The following is a 17,555-nucleotide window of genomic DNA, read 5'->3' on the forward strand; positions in this document are numbered from 1 at the left end:
CGGCGACAAGCGGTCAAGGTTTTAGATCCGACCTTTCCGCGAAGTTTCGCTGGCCGGTACATCTTCATTGCCGCCGTTCGGGTTAAATATCTGATATATGACGCAAGAGATCCGATCTCTCTTGACGCCGTGTCCGGGAGGCGAGTAGATGTTTTCCCCGAGAGCGCTTTCGCTCCCAGACCATCGCTCCGGCGACACGGGCAGCACGCCGCGCCCCCCAGAGCTGGTCGGGATGCCGACGGACGGCGGATCGGCATCCCGGCCACCCTTTCACCGCGTCGCGGGGCCAGTGCACGAAAGGGACGACGCATGTCCGAACATCCCCTTCGCCCGACCCGGCGCGCGGTACTGGGCGGCACCCTCGGCGCCTTGGGCGCCCTCGCCGCGGCGGGTCCCCTCGCACGGGCGTCGGACCGGCTGCCCCCGATCGGCGGCGCCGCGCCGCCGCCGGACTGGTCCCGCGCGGTCATCGACTCGACGATGCAGCGCTACCCACCCGACAAGATCGGCGGCTGGGGCTACACGCTCGGCCTGTACCTCTACGGGCAGTACCTGTTCTACAAGCGCACCGGCGAGAAGAAGTACCTCGACTACATCATCGCCTGGTACGACCGCTTCATCACCGACAGCGGCATCTCGAACAGCTTCACCAACCTGGACTCGATGCGCTCGTGCCAGCTGCTGCCGCTGCTGCACGCGGAGACGGGCCGCAAGAAGTACCAGACGGCGGCCGACCAGCTGCGCAAGCGGTTCCCGTCCTACCCCCGCACGTCCGACGGCGGCATGTTCCACGCCACGAGCAAGGTCGGCCAGCTGTGGGGCGACGGCGTCTACATGGCCCAGCCGTTCCTGGCCCTCTACGGCGCGGCGTTCGGCGACGGGAGCTACTGCTTCGAAGAAGCGGCGAAGAACATCGCCGTGTACTTCGGCCACCTGCGCGAACCGGCGAAGGGCCTGCTGTACCACGCCTACGACGAGGACGGCTCCGAGTCGTGGGCGTCCGGGTCCGGCCACCACTCGAAGTACCACTGGGCCCGCGCGATCGGCTGGTTCGGCATGGCCACGATCGACGTCCTCGAGGTGCTGCCGGCCGACCACCCGCGGCGGCAGGCGCTGATCGACGTCGTCCGGTTCCTGGCCGCCGGTTACCAGCGCTACCAGGACCCCTCGACCGGCCGCTGGTACCAGGTGGTCGACCGCGGCGGGGACGCGAAGAACTGGCTGGAGACGTCGGCGTCGTCGATGTACACGTTCACGCTGGCCCGCGGCGTCCAGCGCGGCTACCTGCCGTCGTCCTGCCAGGTGGTGGCGGATCGCGGGTACGCCGGTGTGCTGAAGAAGGTGTCACTCGGCTCGGACGGCCTGACGAACATCACCGACATCTGCGAAGGCACCAACGTCGGCGACCTGCCCTACTACTACGCCCGGGCCCGCAAGACCAACGACTTCCACGGCCTGGGCGCGTTCCTGATCATGAACGAGCAGTACTCGCACTGACTCCTCTCGCGCCGCAGAAGGGGCCCCGGCTCACCAGCCGGGGCCCCTTCGTCACGTGCGGAAACCCGGACCTCGCGTGATCCGGGACGGAACTCGCGTGATTGGAGCCGGAACTCGCGAGTTACGGCCCTGATCACGCGAATTCCGGCTTCAATCACGTGGGATACGGGAAAGCGTCAGCAGGTCGAGGTGGAGCCGGAAGCGTCGATCCGCAGGGCGGAACCCGAGGTGGTGGCCGAGTTCTTGACGCAGTAGCCCGTCACCGACTGGAAGCCGACGTCGAAGGGGCTCTTCGTGCCCTTCTCCGCCGTGAAGTGGTCGAACGTGATGTCCGAACTGTTGTTGACGATGCTCGCTGGGCGGCCGTCGTCCTCGGCGAACTCCACCGAGCTGTCCACGAACCGGATGCCGGCCGCGTGGTGCAGGTACCAGCCGTACGACGGGCGCGTGCCGATGCTCTTCGGGTTGTAGTCCGTCGCCGTGTTGCTCGGCACGCCCGTGCCCATGGTGCCGTGGCCGCCGGGCACGGTGAGCTTCACGCCGGTGAACGTGACACCGGAGACGCGGTGGCCGCTGTCCGCGCCCCAGATCGTCGGGCTGAAGCTGCTGCCCGTGTGCGTGCCGGTCACGTTGTCGAACGTGATGCCGCTGATCGACCCGACGCCGGGGTTGTTCCCGCAGCGCTTGCGCGTGCCGATCTTCATCATGATCGGTGAATACGTCCCGGACATCGTGATGTCGCGGTAGTGGACGTCCGAAATCTTCGCGCCGTCCATCGAAACGATGCCGATACCGGATTTGTGGGCGCCGGTGATCGTGATGCCCGAGAAGTGGTAACCGGTGAAGTCGCCGCACGTCTCGGACCCGAACATCAGCGCGTTGCAGCAGACGGCCGACAGTTTTGCACCCGTCACCGTCACGTTCCCGTTCGGCAGTTTCGCGCCGAGCGCGTAGTCGCTCTTGAACACCAGTGCGTCGTCGTTCGCCGCGATGTTCGCGTTGGTGATCGTGACGTTGGTGGTGCTGATGATGTTCCAGCCGTCGCGGTCGCTCGCCGTGTCGATGGTCAGGTGGTCGGACCCGACGTTCGTGCAGCCGTTGATCAGCGCCGCGAAGTGGCCACCGCGGCGCAGCTTGATGCCGGACAGCGTCAGCCCGTCACACCGGGTGAGAGACAGGATCTTGTCCGCCTCGCCGGACTTCGGGTTGCCGGTGATGAGGTTGCCGCCCCCGTCGATCGTGCCGGCGCCGGTGAAACCGATGTTCGTCAGCTTGTCGCCGGAGAACATCGCGTTGCGGAAGTGGCTGTGGCCGTAGTCCTGGTAGTCGTCCCACGGGTTCGGCTCGGGCTTGTCGTAGGTGTCCGCACCGGACCCGGTGATCGTCGCGCCCGCGTCGAGCTGGATCGTGACGTTGCTCTTGAGGTGGACGGTGTTCGCCGATTTGTAGGTGCCGGCAGCGAACCGGACGGTGCCGCCGCCCGCCGCGGCGGCCGCGGTGATCGCCTTGTCGATGGCGGCGGAATCGTTGGCCGACCCGTTTCCCTTGGCGCCATAGTCCCGCACGTCGTAACCGCCGCCGGGTGCGGCGGAGGTGACGCCGGCGCCGGCCACCACCAGTCCCGCCACCGCGCAGGAGATCAGCAAGAATTTTTTCACCGGGGACCGCCTTGTCATGGAATCGAAGAATCTCGGCATGACGGCGGAACAGCCAGATTACGAGCGAAGCGAACCGGATGTCAAGATCGCCGGGATCGGAGGACCCGCGCCACCCCCAGTAGGACGCGGGTCCCCCGTGGCTCGGGGGTGTCCATTCAGGATTCGGGCAGTTTACCTTCGCCCGGCCTACGGACCCTGTGCGTTTTTCATGGTCCGGGCCATGAATGCGTCATGATCGGCGCGGTCACGGGAACCCTACGCCGGACGACAGCAGCGTGAACGCCCGTTCGGCCGCCGCCAGCGCCTCCGGGTGGCGCCGGCGGGCGGGGACGCCGGCCACGATCGCGTCCATGTTCGCCGTGGCCAGCGTCCGCCGGACCGCCGCGATCTGCGCCGCCGCGAGGCTCGCGTCCGGGGCGGGAACGCCGGCCTCGGCGAGCGCGGCGGCCAGCGCCGCCTCCCCCGCGGCGGCGAACTCCGTCAGCCGCGCGGCCAGCGCCGGCGTGCCGGTGACCAGCCGGAACACCGCGACGACCTCGGGGAGGTCGCACAGCCCGGTCACCGGTTCCCGCTCCTCGAGCCCGCGCACGAACGCCTCCCGCAACGCGGACAGGGGCCCCTGGTCCGGGCGGCGGGCGCGGACGACGTCCGCCGCGTCGGTCTCGTGGTCGGCGAACCGGTGCAGCACGAGGTCCTCCTTGGCCGGGAAGTAGGCGAAGAGCGTCCGCTTGGACACCTCGGCCACCCGCGCCACCTCGGCGACCCCGACGGCGTCGAACCCGCGCTCGAGGAAGAGCCCGATCGCCGCCGCCGAGATCGCCGCCCGCGTGCGGAGCTTCTTGCGCTCCCGCAGGCCCAGTTCGTCGTTCACGTCACGCAGCGTAGCTTCAGACCTTCTGCAGGCCGGGCTTCCCCGCTTGCACCACGTAGCTGACGTCGTTCTTGATCACCACCGCCGCCGGGTCGTAGACGCTGGTGTCGGACGTCGTCATGAAGTCGGCCCGCGTCTGCGACGGCGTGGTCGTGACGCGGACGTAGCCGCGCTCGCCCTTGCAGTACTTGACGTGCGGGTTGTTCGCGTACCAGGCGGCGCTGGGTGCCCCGGCGGTGTCGCTGTTGCTCGTCACCGACGTCGTGACCAGCTCCGAGCCGATGACCGGGTCGCTGTGGTCGAAGTAGTCGAGCCGCAGGTCGGCGGCCCAGTGCCGGTGGACGTCCCCGGTGAGCACAACCGGGTTGGCGACCTTGCGGTCGACCCAGCCCTGCTGGATCCGGTTGCGGGAGGCCTCGTAACCCTGCCAGGAGTCGTTGCTCTCGCAGGTGGCCTTGTTGCCGTCGGCGTCACGCGTGGCGAAGAAGACCTGCTGGCCGAGGAAGTCCCAGGTGGCGGGGTGCGACTCGAACTGCTTGAGCAGCCACGCCTCCTCCGTGCTGCCCAGGATGCTGCGCGAGGTGCTGCGCATGTCGGTGCAGGCCGGACCGGCGTCGCCGGCGGGGTCGGGCACCTGGGCGCTGCGGTACTGGCGTGTGTCGAGCATGTGGAACCGGGCCAGGTTGCCCCACATCAGCTGCCGGTACAGCTGGATCGACGCGCCGTTGGGCTTGGCCGTCGAGCGGATCGGGGTGTTCTCGTAGAAGGCCTGGAACCCGGCGGCCTTGCGCGCGGCCGTGGCGGGCGCGGTGGTGCCGTTCCAGTTGTTCATGACCTCGTGGTCGTCGAACACCACGACCCAGGGCGCGATCGCGTGCGCGGCCTGCAGGTCGGCGTCGGTCTTGTGCTGGGCGTGGCGGGCGCGGTACTGCGCGAGCGTGGTGACGTCCTCGGTGAAGGCGAGGCTGCGCGGGTTGCGCTCCTGCGCGGTCCGGCCGGACTTCTTCTCGTAGATGTAGTCGCCGAGGAACAGCACCAGGTCCGGGTCGTCGGCCACGATGCCCTTGTACGCGTGGTAGTAGCCCTCCTCCCAGTGCTGGCAGGAGCTGAAGCAGTACTTGAGCTGGTTGACCGCGGCACCGGCGGCGGGCGCGGTGCGCGTCCGGCCGACCGGGGAGATGTAGCCGGAACTCTTGAACCGGTAGAAGTACTCGCGCGCCGGCTGCAGCCCCACCGGTTCGATGTGGACGCTGTGCCCGGACGCGCTGACCGCGTTCACCGAACCCCGCTGCACGATCGAGCCGAACGCCTCGTCGTTCGCGATCTCCCAGTCGACCGCGTACGTGGCGTCCGGCATGCCGCCGAAGCCGTCCGGGGTGAGCGGCGCCGGTGCCAGCCGCGTCCACAGCACGACGCTGTCGGGCAGCGGATCGCCGGAGGCGACGCCGAGCTGGAAGGGATCGCGGACGGCGGGGGCGGCGGCCGTGGTGCGGGCGTTCGCCCACGACGGCAGCGCCGCCGAAGCCGCGGTGGCGGTGACCGCGGCGAGCCCGCCGAGGAGCACCTTGCGCCGGTTGACCTGACCCATGGGAAAGCCCTTTCTCGTGGTGGACGCGCCTCAGGCCGCGTAGTCGGTGATGCCGTCGCTGCAGGACTTCAGGTCGGGCTTGGCGGTCGTGTAGTTCGCGACGCACACCTTGTAGAAGACCCAGGTGCCGTGCGGGACGGTGACGGCCTTGTCGACCTTCGTGCCCTCGCCGGTGGAGTTCCAGACGTAGAACGGCCCGGCACCGCCCTTGAGCCAGTACGCGACCACGGCGGAGTAGCCGTCGGAATTCGTGTCGTAGACCAGGAAGTGCGAGTCGGACGAGCGGTACTGCGCCTCGCCGGCACAGGCGTCGGAGCACTGGCCGCTGCCCGAGCCGGCACCGCAGTCGGGCGCGATCCGCGTGTCGGAGTTGGTGAAGACGTAGGTGTCCGAAATGTACCCGCCGAGCGCGGGCACGTAGTCCCACAGCGTGCCCGTGCCGTAGGTGCCGGTCACCGACGAGCCGGTGATCTGGCAGTCGATGGTCACGGTGGCGCCGTTCGCGACGGTCTTGACGGCGGTGGCACTCGCGGTGGGTGCCCGGCGGACGTTGAGGGGGTCGCCTGCGGTCTTCACGGTCCCGCTCGCCGCTGCCGACGCTTCGAGCGCGCCGCCGGTCAGGAGCGCGCCGACGGCGGCCAGTACCAGGCCGGAACCGGCGATACGCCGGAATTTCGTACGCTTCATGCCGAGGAGCCTGGCTCCGGGCCGTACACGTCTCGTACAAAGCCCGGAGTGGGCGTGCACACACACTCCGAATGGATCTAGCCCCCTGCGCCGGACGGTCCTAGAGTCCGGGACATGGGGGAACTCATCGGGCAGGTTGAGACCACCTCGCTTACCATCCGCGTCCTCGGTCCGCTGGAGGTCACCGCCGCCGGGCGGGTGATCGCCCTCGGCGGGCCGAAGCCCCGGCTGCTGCTGGCCGCGCTGGCCCTGCAGCCGAACGTCGTCGTCTCGACCGACGTGCTGGTGGAAGTGCTGTGGCCACAGGCGGCGCCGCGGTCGGCCGCGGCGAACATCCGCACGTACGTGCATTCACTGCGAAGACGGTTCGCGGAGATCGACCCCGGCTTGGGCGAGCGGATCAGCAGCCGGGCCTCCGGCTACCTGCTGACCGCGTCGCCGGACGAACTGGACCACCTCGCCTTCGCCGCTTTGGCCGGCGAAGCGCAGGAAGCGCTCGACGGCGGCGAAGCCGAAAACGCACTCAAACTCTTCGACAAGGCCGACGCGCTGTGGCGCGGCGAAGTCCTCGAAGGCCTTCCGCACGACCACAGCTGGGGCGCGACCGTCGCCCGGCTCGCCGAACTGCGGCTGTCGGTGCAGGAACAGCGCCTGCGGGCGCGGATCGGCCTCGGCCGGTCCGGCGAGGCCATCGCCGAGCTGCGCGGGCTGGTCACCGAACACCCGTTGCGCGAAGAGCTCTGGGCGCAGCTGATCGTCGCGCTGCGCGCGGCGGGCCGGACCGGGGACGCGATCGAGGCGTACGAAGCGGCCGAGCGCGTCCTGCGCGAGGAACTCGACGCCGAGCCGGGCGCCCGGCTGCGCGAGCTGCGCGCGACCCTCGTGCCGGAGAACGTGCTCGTCCCGCGCCCCGCCGACGTCGCCCCGGTCTGCCAGCTGCCCCTCGACCTGCCGGACTTCACCGGCCGCGACACGCTGATCCACGACGTCGTCACCCTGCTGCGGGAACGCGCGGACTCCGGCACCCCCGCCGTGGTCGTGCTGTCGGGCGCGCCCGGTGTCGGCAAGTCGGCGGTCGCCGTCCGGGTCGCGCACGCGGTCCGGGACGAGTTCCCCGACGGCCAGCTGCACGTCGACCTGGCCGGCACGTCGTCGTCGCCGCGGGCGCCGATGAGCGTGCTCGCCGAGCTGCTGCGCGCGCTGGGCATCCCGGACGCCGGCCTGCCGCGCGAGCTGGCCGAGCGCTCGGCGCTGCTGCGGTCGCGGCTGGCCGGGCGGCGGATGTGCGTCGTGCTCGACGACGCCGGCAGCGAGGCCCAGGTGCGGCCGCTGCTGCCCGGCGCCGGGGCCTGCGCGGTGCTGCTGACCAGCCGGATCCGGCTGCCCGGACTCGCCGGCGCGAAGCCGGTGGACGTCGACCTGCTGCCCGAGGCCGAGGCCGCGCAGCTGCTGGAGGGCATCGTCGGGGCCGAGCGGGTGGCCGCCGAGCCGGAGAGCGCCGCGGCGATCCTGCGCCAGTGCGGGCACCTGCCCCTGGCGATCCGGGTGGCCGGCGCGAAGCTGACGCACCGGCCGGGCTGGACGCTGCGGCTGCTGGCCGACCGGCTGGGCGACGAGCGCCGCCGGCTCGACGAGCTGCGCGTCGGCGACCTCGCCGTCCGCGCGAGCGTGACCCTGTCCTACGACCTGCTGCCGATGTCGGCGGCCACGGCGTTCCGCGGGCTGGGGTTGCTCGGGCCGGTCCAGTTCCCGGCGTGGACGGTCGCGGCCGTGCTGGGCCGCCGCGACGCCGAAGACGTGCTCGACGTGCTGGTCGACGGCCACCTCGTCGAGCTCGTCGGTTCGGATTCGGCCGGGCAGCCGCGCTACCGCCTCCACGACCTGCTGCGCGTGTACGCGGTGGAGCTGGCGGAGCGGAGTGACGCGGCGAAGACGCGGGCCGGCCTGCGGCGGGTCCTGGAGGGCTACCTGGGGCTCGCGCTCGAGGCGGCGCGCCGGATGCCGCTGCACTTCTTCGGCATGTACTGCGACGACGAGCTGCGGCGCCCGGCGGTGGCCGAAGGCGTGCTGCCCGATGACCCGGCCGCGTGGTTCGCCGCCGAGCGGCACACGACGGTCGCGGCGGTTTCGCTGGCGGCCCAGCAGGGCTTCGACGACCTCGCCTGGCAGCTGGCTTCGGCGCTGACGCCGTACTTCGACCTGAGGGGTCCGCAGGACGACTGGCACACCACCCACCTGGTCGCACTGGCGGCGGCCCGCCGGGCGGGCTCGCCGCGGGCGGAGGCGATCGTCCAGCGCAACCTCGGGCAGTACCTGCTCTACCTGGACGAGTACGCCGAGGCGCGGGTGGCGTTCGAGGAGTCGAGGAAGCTGTTCGAAGCCGTCGGAGACGTCCAGGGTGTCGCCGTCGCGCTGACCGGGCTCTCGACGATCGCGCGCATCGAAGGCGAAGACGACCTGGCGCTCGACCACTGCCACGAGGCCCTGAAGCTGTTCGCGGAAGCCGACGATCCGAACGGCGAAGCTGTGGCCCGCCTGGGCGCGGGCGCGGTGTGGATGTCCCGAGGCTGTTACGCGGCGGCGAAGCGCTGGATCACCGACGCACTGGAGCTGTCGGCGTCGATCGGCGACCGCCACCGGGAGGCCCACGCGCTCAAGCGCCTGGGCCTGCTGTTCCAGCGCCAGGGGAACCTGGCGGCGGCCCGCGAGCACGTCGACCGGGCGATCGCGATCTTCACCGACCTCGGCGACGACCATTGTGTGGGGTACGCGAACCAGAACCTCGGCGAGCTGTGCCTGCACAGCGGCGACTTCGCGCACGCGCAGCTGTTGCTGGTGAACTCGCTGGCGGTGCACCGCCGCAACGGGGACCGGCGGTCGGAGGCCGAGGTGTCGCAACTGCTCGGGGAGCTGCACCGGGCGCTTCTGCAGCCGGAGCGGTCGCGGGACTATTCGGAGCGGGCGCTGGCCATCTGGCACGAGCTGTCGGCCCGGCCGAAGGAATCGCCGGCCGTCGTCGAGGAGCGGCCGCACACCGCTTCCGCCTGAGCCACCACGATCCTCCGCTCAGCCGGACCCGGGTGACCTAGGATCTCGCCGTGACTTCGGCGAATTCCCGGCGCGGTGAGACCACCGGACTCTGGTCGATCAGGAGACACATCGTCGCGGTGGTCCTGATCGGTCTCGGCGTGTTCGCGGTCGCGACCGTGCTGTTGTGGCTGGCGCTGGGACTGCCGGCCGCACCCGGCCCGGACACGAAGCTGAACGTCGTCAAAATCGCGCTGTCGGTCGTGGCGGGGGTGGGCGGGGTGGTCGCGCTCGTCGTCGCCTACCGCAAGCAACGGATCGGCGAGGCGGCCGAAGCACGCGAGCACGTCAAAGTCCTGAACGAGCGGTTCGCCGGCGCGTGCGCCCAGATCGGCCACGAAAAGCCGACCGTCCGGCTCGCCGGGATGTACGCCATGGCGAGCCTCGCCGACGAGTGGGCCGAGCAACGCCAGGTGTGCATCGACGTGCTGTGCGCGTACCTGCGCATCCCGTACGAACCGGCGTTGGATTCGCCGTGGCACCACGACGAGGAATCCGAAGTGCGCTTCTCGATCACGAGCGTGATCAGCGATCACCTGCGCCCGGGCGCACCGGTCAGCTGGCAGGGTCACGAATTCAACCTCCTGCGGGTCATTCTCCGCTCCGCGGATTTCGCGGACATCCAGGTGACCGGCGGCCGGCTCCTGTTCAGCCTGGCCCGGTTCCCCGGCGGCTGGACGTCGTTCGACGGAATGCACGTCAGCGGCGGCGAAGTCTGGTTCGGCGGCGCGGAGTTCCTCGGCGGCCGGGTGAGCTTCGACAACGCCGAGTTCAGCGCCGGCCGCGTTCAGTTCGACGGCGCCACCTTCACCGGCGGCGAAGTGACCTTCCGCGGGGCCAGGTTCACCGGCGGCGAAGTCGACCTCTCCAAGGTCAGCCTCGACGACTACACCACCCCACCCGTGTTCGATCCGTGGGAGACCCCGCCGCCCGGGCTCCTGCTGCCGGGCGCGTAGCTCTCAGGCAGCCTTCGCACAATCTGCTTGTACGGATCATGTACGCGGTCCCGTCAGTCTTCCTCCACCTTCGAAACGAACAGGTGCGAGAGGAGAACCGGGGATGATCCGGATCATGAAAGCCGGCCGCGTGACCGCGGCGGTTCTGGCCGCCGGGGCGGTGACGGCGCTGGCCGGAGCCCCCGCGCAGGCCGCCGCGGCGCCGTCGGCCAACACCGGCTGGACCGCTGATTTGTCCACTGTGGACGGCGATGACGTCAACGTCACCGGTGCGGGTGGCACGCTCACCCTGGCCGACGCGGCGTGGCACCGAACCGCCGTCGTGTTCGCCGGCAGCGAGGGCAGCCTCGTCACCGCCGGGCACAAACTGGGCTCGCCGGCGAACCGCGTCAGCGCGGAACTGACCGCCGAAACCCCCAAGGGCACGTCGATCGACGTCGACGTCCGCGGCCGGACGAGCGGCGATTCCTGGACCGAGTGGACCCCCGCGGGCACCACGCTGAAGAGCTCCGTCAGCGAGGTGCAGGTGCGGATCGGCCTGCACAGCACCACCGACGGCGTGCGGCCCGCGGTCAAGAGCGTCGCGTTCCGCGCCGACAGCGCTCCGCAGGCCAACGCCGTGACCGCCGGGACCGAGCTGACCTACAAGGTCTACGGCACCCGCGAAGGCCTGACCGGCCGCACCACCGCCAACGGCCACGTCATCACCAGCCGGGACCACTTCGTCGCGCTGCCGTCCGGCAAGTCGTTGTCCCCCAAGGGAACCGGCAACTACTCCGTCCGCGTCTGCCGGACCGACGGCAGCAAGTGCGAGTACGCGCCCGTGTGGGACGTCGGCCCGTGGAACGAGCAGGACGACTACTGGAACCCGGCGTCGGTGCGCACCAAGTTCAAGGACCTCCCGCAGGGCCAGCCCGAGGCGTACGCCGCCTACTACAACGGCTACAACGGCGGCAAGAGCGGGCTCAACACCAAGGTGGGCAACCCGGCCGGCATCGACCTCGCCGACGGCGTCTTCTGGGACGGGCTCGGCATGTCGGACAACGGCAACGTCAACGTCACCTACCTGTGGACCGGCTCCGGCCCGGCCGGCAACATCAGCACCGCCGGCGACCCGATGAACGTCCGGGCGAGCGCCAGCACGTCGGCCGCCGTCAAGGGCATCGCGGCCAACTACGCCCGGGTGAACATCGAGTGCTACGTCGAGGGCGACACCGTCACCGGCAAGCTGGGCACCAGCAACATCTGGGACCGGATCGGCCCGGACCACTACGTCTCGGACACCTACGTCCAGACCGGCTCGGACGCCCCGGTCGCTCCGCACTGCTGAACCCCGATCGTCGCGTGGTTGACTGCCCTCACCTGCGCGACAACCGCGAAGGCCCGGTGTCCCCCGCCGGGCCTTCGCCTATTTCCGCGCTATTCCGCTCACCGGCACACAATTCACAACCGTGAACAAATGTCCGCCGGGTGTACAACGGCCCGCCGGTCGTGCAAAAATTCCGGGCACTCTCCTTCCCCACGGAATCACGGAATGGCGGTCACCTGTGAGCGTTTCCCGGAGAACCCTGCTGACCACCGCGGCCGGTGCCGCGGTGGCGGCGAGCGCCGGCCCTTCCACACTGGCCTCTGCGGCCACCCCTGACGGCTCCGACCAGGCATCGGTCACCCGGACGCTCCGCCAAGCGGCCGACTACGCCGTGGCCAAGCTCGGCGCGGTGGCCCCCGGCGTCACCGCGTTTCCGGTCGGCACGAAGTTCGAGAAATGGACCTATTCGCAGAATGGCGACTGGGTCGGCGGATTCTGGCCCGGCCAGTTGTGGCTGGCCTGGCTGCACAGCGGCGACGACCGGTTCAAAACCCTCGCGCTGGCGTCCGCGGAGAAACTCGCGCCGCGCCAGAACGACACGGGCACGCACGACCTCGGTTTTCTCTTCTACCCGTCGTGGGTGACCGCCTGGCGGCTCACCGGCGACGAGAAGTGGCGGGCGGGCGCGGTGCAGGCGGCGTCGTCGCTGATCAAGCGCTACAACCCGGCGGGCCGGTTCATCCGCGCCTGGGGATCGCTGTCCGACCCGAACAACGCCGGCCGCGTCATCATGGACACGATGATGAACCTCGACCTGCTCGCGTTCGCCAGTGCGCAGACCCAGGATCCGCGGTACCTCGAAATCGCCGTCGCGCACGCAAAAACGGCGCAGCGGAACTTCCTGCGCCCCGACGGGTCGTCGCCGCACGTGTTCGACTTCGACCCGGTCACGGGCGCGCCGATCGGGCCGAACACGGTACAGGGCTACAGCCCCACGTCGTGCTGGTCGCGCGGGCAGGCGTGGGGCGTCTACGGGTTCACGACGATCCACCGGCGCACCGGGGACGCGGAGTTCCTCACCACGGCCCGGCGGCTCGCGGACTTCGCGCTGTCCCGGCTGACACCCGACCACGTGCCGGTGTGGGACTACCTGGCCCCGCAGGCCCCGAACGACGTCAAGGACGCTTCCGCCGGTGTGATCATGGCGTGCGGCCTGCTGGACCTCGCGGAGCTCACGCACCGCCCGCACTACCGGGAAAGCGCGCTGCGGATCCTCACCGCGGTGTCGCGGACGTGCCTGACGACGAAGTCCGCCCGCGCCGAGGCGAGCGTCGCCCGCTGCACCCGCAACCGGCCGGCCGAGGACGGCGTCGAGGTGTCGCTCCCCTACGCCGACTACTACCTGCTGGAAGGCATCCTCCGGGTGCTCGACCGGCGGAAGGCCGACCGCGCGATCGACCTGTCGAGCGTGTAGCGGCGCCCGGGGAGGCCGCCACCTCCCCGGACGCGCTGGTCAGTGGTGGTGCGCGTGCACCTTGGCGTGGCCGAGACCGCGCCCGATCATCCACTTGTTCACCGGCACCGTGACGACGAACGCGACCGCCAGCGAGAGCGCCAGAGCCAGCCAGAAGAGCAGGCTGGCCAGCCCGGCGTCCATCGCCCCGGGAACCGCCACGATCACGGTGTTGTCGATCAGCTCCATGACGGCGATCGACACGGTGTCCGCGGCCAGCGCGACCTTGAACGCGGCCGCCGCACCCAGCCCCGACTTCAGCACCCCCCGCATGGTCAGGGCGTAACCGAAGACGAAGGCCAGCACGATCGACAGGACCACGGTCGCCGCGTTGTGCAGGCCGAACGCCGTGCCCAGCACCATGCCGAGCACCTCACCGATGGCACAGCCGGTCAGGCAGTGCAGAGTCGCCTGGATCGCTGTCGCCCACGAAGCTCCGTGCTGTTCGCTCATGCCTGGGAGAATACCCCCTGGGGGTACTTGGCGCACGCTCCACGCGTCACATCGGCTCGGCAAACGCCGCGAATGGACGCCGGCACGGAAAGACCACCCCGCCATCACTCACCGTCACCAATACCGCCGACCAGCGGATCTTCCCTGGTCGGCCCTCCGAGCAGAACTCACTTCCGTAACCCTTTGCGCACATCCCGTTGACCACAGTTACCCGGGGCCCTACGTTCGCCCTTGGTCTCCACCGTGCGCAGACCGATCGAACTGATCGAATTTCCTGAGAAATGGGTGGGGATGCGAGGGCCGACGAAGACCTTCCGGCTGGTCGCGACGTTGCCGCTGCTCGGGGCGCTCGTGCTCGGGGGCTGCTCGGACCAGCTGGGCAGTGCTCCCGCGCCGTCGCCGACCCGGATCGAGTTCGTGCCGAAGGTCCGGGACATCCCGTACTTCGAGGCGATGGACACCGGTGGCCTGGAGGCGGCGAAACAGCTGGGCGTGGCGTGGCACTCGACCGGGCCGTCGACCGTCGACCCGGCCGCGCAGGTGACGATCCTGCGTGACCTGATCGCGAAGAAGGTCGACGTCATCGTCGTGGCGCCCAACGACCCGGCCGCGCTCGCGGACGTGATCGCCGAGGCCAGGGCGAAGGGCATCCACGTGCTCACCTCGGACACCGACGCGCCGGGCACGCAGCGCGAGGTGTTCGTCAACCAGGCCAGCGCCCACGGCATCGGCACCGCGCTCGTCGACGCGCTGATGGCGAAGACCGGCGGCGCCGGCCAGTACGCGATCGTCTCCTGCGGCGCGGCCGCGGCGAACCTCAACACGTGGATCGCGGTCCAGAAGGAGTACGCGGCCGCGCGCTACCCGAAGGCCGAGCTCGTCGAGACCGTGTACGCGGGCGAAGACGAGAACGCCGCGACGACCCTCGCCAAGCAGCTCATGGCCCGCCACCCCGGCCTGACCGGGCTGATCGGCGAGTGCACGACCTCCGCGCCCGGCGTCGCGAAGGCCGTCGGCGACGAGCAGAAGATCGGCCGGGTGTTCACCGTCGGCGTCGGCACGCCGCAGGCCATCAAGCCGTTCCTGCTCGACGGCTCGTGCTCGCAGTCGGTGCTGTGGAACGTCGAGTCGCTGGGCTACCTGACCGCGTGGACGGCGAAGCAGGTCGCCGACGGCAAGCCGCTCCAAGCCGTCAACAAGGTGAGCCTGGAGCTGCCGTCGGTGAAGTACGACACGGCAACGAAGACCGTCCTGCTGGGCGACCCCCTGCTCATCACCGCCGACAACGTCGACCAGTTCAAGTACTGACGGCTCACCGGTGCCGGCGCCCGTGCGCGGCCGCCGCGCCCCCGCCGAGCACGAGGATCAGCGCCGTCATCCCCCAGCGGCGTTTCTCCTCGGTGCGCACCCCGGTGTCCCGGACCACCGTCTCGGCCTCCTTCACCGGACGCGCGCGGGACGTCGTCGTCGGGGGCGGTTCCGGTGCAGACGGCGCGGGCGTGACCACCGGCGACGGCGGGGGTGCCGGCACCGGATCCGGCGGCGGGAGGACGACGGGCTGCTCCACCGGAGGCGGCTGCGGCGGGGGTGGCGGCTCCGGCGGCTGCGTGGCCGGCGGTGAGGAGGGAGCCGTCGACGGAGGCGGGGGCGACGACGGAGGCGGCGGCGTGGACGAAGGCGGCGGAGGAGGCGGGGGCGGAGGCGGTGCCTCGGCGAGGCAGCCGGCCGCGTCGCCGCTCACCAGCGGCGGGCCCGAGGCGACCTCGTTGGCCGGGTGCGAGCCGTCGCGCGGCAGGCGGTAGGTGACACTGCGCTGCCCGTCGTGGTTGGCCGTGGCGTAGATCGTGCCGGGCGCGAGCACCACCGACCCGTACGCGCCGCCGTGGGGGAACCGGAGCCCGGGCACCACCGCGACCTTGCCGCTCGCGGGGTCGATCCTGACCACCGAGCTGTCCCCGCGCGAAGTCGCCGAAACGCCGTAGAGGAGCCCGTCCGCCGGGTCGAAGGCGAAGTCGTCGACGCCGGTGGCGAGCGAAACCGGCCGCAGCGCCGTCCGGTGCACCACCCGCACGTAGTCCGCGCTCGCCGGGTCGATGTCCACCGTGTACAGATCGCTGCCCTGCCGCACGTACCAGCGGTCGCCGTCGATCGCACCCGCGGTGGCGCCGGTGACCTGGCTCCACACGGGGTGGGGCCGGCCGGCCCGGCCGATCACCCCGAGGTCGGTGATCTTGCCGTCGTCGTCGATCCGCACGGCGTGCGCGCCGTGGTACCGGCCGGTGCGGGTGCCGTCGGCGACGCCGTAGACCACGCCCTGCTCGGTGGAGTAGCCCATCGCGTTGATCCAGTACCCGGCCCGGGTCACCCGCTTCGTGCCGCCGCCGGGCAGCGCGAGCAGCCGCAGCGTCGTCGGTGCGCCGGGGCGTTCGTTCTCCGCCTGCAGGACCTTGCAGCCGTCCGGCTCCTGCGCCACCCGGACGCGGGACGCCGGGGGCGCGAGCCAGCCCGTCGCCGCCAGCAGCGCCGAGACCGCCGCGGCCACGCCGGCCATCGCCGCCCAGCGGGCTCGCGCGCCGGTCAAACCAGCCTGGCCAGCGCTGAGGAGAACGCCTCGGGCGGCACGCTCACCCCGCCGCTGAACGGGTTCTGCAGCTGGTAGATCGCGAACAGCAGCAAGGTGATCGTGCCGGCCAGGGTGGACACGATGACGATGTGCGCGGCCAGCCGGGTGCCGCCGAAGAGGTTGGGCAGCAGGATCGCGGTGATCAGGCTGCCGAGGACCAGCGCGAACCAGACGACCGCGCCGACCCCGCCTGCCCCGGAGTGGGACAGCCGCTGCTGGCGGGCCTGGTAGACCGACCAGAGCTGGTTGCTCGCCTCGGTCTTGCGGTCCAGCACCCAGTCGTCGTCGGCCGGGGCTTCCGCCACCGCCTGGCGCATCTGGTCCAGCTGCGTCGCGCCCGTGGCGGGCACCTCGACGCCCTCACCCAGGCGCGGCCACTCCTGCTCCTGCACCGTGCGCGCGTAGGCCGCGGCGAGCCGGTGGACGCGCTCCTTCGTCGCCTCCGGCAGCGCGTCGGCCGCCCAGGTGGCCGCGACCAGGCTGTCGGCTTCGGTCTGCGCGTTGTCGCTCACGGTGGCCACCGAGTCGTACAGCGAGATGAGCACGAACGCGACCAGGACCGCGTGCAGCCCGCCGACGATGGTGAACACCTGGCCCGCCGCGTCGTTGTTGCCGGGCCTGCCCTCGTCCTCCCGGCTGAACCGGCGGACCAGGTAGGCGATCAGGCCGCCGACCACGGCCGCACCGGCCACCCAGAGAATGCCGGCCACGAAGATGTTCATCCGGGTCCTTTCGCCCGCGAAGCGCGGGAAGCGCTGCCCGGCGCATTCCACGCCCGGGACGGTTCAAGTTAGCCATCCCTTTACGTACGGACAACCGCATATTGTTCGATTCATCCTGCTGGCCTCACCCTCGCGGCGATTATCGCCGTTTCGGCGCAATTTCCGCGTGCCCGACCGGCCTCACCATCTCCCAGGGCGACCGTGGACGTCGGTGCGGGGCGGGAAATCTCACGACCGAGTGACGCATGCGAACAGGCGGTGACCACCGCCTTCGAACATCATCCGAAAACGATCAAGGGCCGTGTCCACGGCTTTGCCGTTGACCCGATCGTGTCATTGTGCGGCCGGACGCGGTTGCTATGTTTATTTCGCGGCGCCGAGAAACCGCGCACTTATCAGCAATAACAGGTCATGACCGGCGTGCCCGCTGGGGCCGGCACGTACCGTACGCGAATGATTGGGTGGTTTTCTGGTGACTGTCACCGATCCGGTGGAATCCGAGCAGGTGCCCTCGAGCCTGGGCCGGGCGGCGGCCCGGACACTGGCCACGACGACCAAGTCGGTCCCGCAGATGCAGGGCATCTCCTCACG

13 protein-coding genes are annotated in these 17,555 nt (G+C 70.5%); 6 read left to right on the forward strand and 7 right to left on the reverse strand.

The features are described from left to right. The first annotated feature begins 309 nt into the window (after positions 1-309). Positions 310-1,497 carry a glycoside hydrolase family 88 protein gene (locus Q5425_RS02780; protein ID WP_308670458.1) on the forward strand — a complete coding sequence of 396 codons (1,188 nt, stop codon included), beginning with the start codon at positions 310-312 and terminating at the stop codon, positions 1,495-1,497. A 176-nt stretch (positions 1,498-1,673) separates the two neighbouring features. Here the strand turns inward: Q5425_RS02780 and Q5425_RS02785 are convergent, their stop codons facing one another. The 4 genes from Q5425_RS02785 to Q5425_RS02800 form a co-directional block, all read right to left on the reverse strand. Further along, a complete protein-coding gene (locus Q5425_RS02785) occupies positions 1,674-3,155 on the reverse strand; it encodes a glycosyl hydrolase family 28 protein (protein ID WP_308670459.1) in 1,482 nt (493 codons plus the stop codon). 244 nt (positions 3,156-3,399) lie between these two features. After that, a complete protein-coding gene (locus Q5425_RS02790) occupies positions 3,400-4,026 on the reverse strand; it encodes a TetR family transcriptional regulator (protein ID WP_308670460.1) in 627 nt (208 codons plus the stop codon). A gap of 16 nt (positions 4,027-4,042) precedes the next feature. Beyond that, positions 4,043-5,614 carry an alkaline phosphatase D family protein gene (locus tag Q5425_RS02795; RefSeq protein WP_308670461.1) on the reverse strand — a complete coding sequence of 524 codons (1,572 nt, stop codon included), beginning with the start codon at positions 5,612-5,614 and terminating at the stop codon, positions 4,043-4,045. Positions 5,615-5,644: 30 nt separating this feature from the next. Beyond that, positions 5,645-6,301 carry a hypothetical protein gene (locus tag Q5425_RS02800; protein WP_308670462.1) on the reverse strand — a complete coding sequence of 219 codons (657 nt, stop codon included), beginning with the start codon at positions 6,299-6,301 and terminating at the stop codon, positions 5,645-5,647. A 114-nt stretch (positions 6,302-6,415) separates the two neighbouring features. Here Q5425_RS02800 and Q5425_RS02805 point away from each other — a divergent pair, with 114 nt between their 5' ends. The 4 genes from Q5425_RS02805 (at position 6,416) to Q5425_RS02820 (ending at position 13,127) form a co-directional block, all read left to right on the forward strand. After that, the gene (locus Q5425_RS02805) at positions 6,416-9,349 is read left to right on the forward strand and encodes a BTAD domain-containing putative transcriptional regulator (protein WP_308670463.1); all 2,934 of its coding nucleotides are present in this window, start codon (positions 6,416-6,418) and stop codon (positions 9,347-9,349) included. Positions 9,350-9,399: 50 nt separating this feature from the next. Next, positions 9,400-10,344 carry a pentapeptide repeat-containing protein gene (locus Q5425_RS02810; RefSeq protein WP_308670464.1) on the forward strand — a complete coding sequence of 315 codons (945 nt, stop codon included), beginning with the start codon at positions 9,400-9,402 and terminating at the stop codon, positions 10,342-10,344. A 103-nt stretch (positions 10,345-10,447) separates the two neighbouring features. Beyond that, on the forward strand, positions 10,448-11,674 hold the full coding sequence (locus Q5425_RS02815; RefSeq protein WP_308670465.1) for a hypothetical protein: 1,227 nt from the start codon (positions 10,448-10,450) through the stop codon (positions 11,672-11,674). 217 nt (positions 11,675-11,891) lie between these two features. Beyond that, positions 11,892-13,127, forward strand: a complete 1,236-nt coding sequence (locus Q5425_RS02820; RefSeq protein WP_308670466.1) for a glycoside hydrolase family 88 protein — start codon at positions 11,892-11,894, stop codon at positions 13,125-13,127. Positions 13,128-13,166: 39 nt separating this feature from the next. On the opposite strand, the gene Q5425_RS02825 is transcribed toward Q5425_RS02820, so the two are convergent. Beyond that, a complete protein-coding gene (locus Q5425_RS02825) occupies positions 13,167-13,619 on the reverse strand; it encodes a DUF4396 domain-containing protein (RefSeq protein ID WP_308670467.1) in 453 nt (150 codons plus the stop codon). 291 nt (positions 13,620-13,910) lie between these two features. Between Q5425_RS02825 and Q5425_RS02830 the strand changes: the two genes are divergently transcribed. After that, on the forward strand, positions 13,911-14,927 hold the full coding sequence (locus Q5425_RS02830) for an autoinducer 2 ABC transporter substrate-binding protein (protein ID WP_308670468.1): 1,017 nt from the start codon (positions 13,911-13,913) through the stop codon (positions 14,925-14,927). Between the two features lie 4 nt (positions 14,928-14,931). Here Q5425_RS02830 and Q5425_RS02835 read toward each other — a convergent pair whose 3' ends face one another. Together Q5425_RS02835 and Q5425_RS02840 are read right to left on the reverse strand one after the other, a co-directional pair. Beyond that, positions 14,932-16,200 (reverse strand): DUF6923 family protein, encoded by a 1,269-nt coding sequence (locus Q5425_RS02835; protein ID WP_308670469.1) that lies wholly within the window; start codon positions 16,198-16,200, stop codon positions 14,932-14,934. Further along, positions 16,197-16,964, reverse strand: coding sequence for a hypothetical protein (locus Q5425_RS02840; RefSeq protein ID WP_308670470.1), 768 nt, complete (start codon positions 16,962-16,964; stop codon positions 16,197-16,199). The genes Q5425_RS02835 and Q5425_RS02840 overlap by 4 nt, the downstream gene beginning before the upstream one ends. Positions 16,965-17,555: the final 591 nt, after the last annotated feature.

Origin of the sequence: Amycolatopsis sp. A133 (genome assembly GCF_031082405.1) — a bacterium.
Classification (GTDB): domain Bacteria; phylum Actinomycetota; class Actinomycetes; order Mycobacteriales; family Pseudonocardiaceae; genus Amycolatopsis.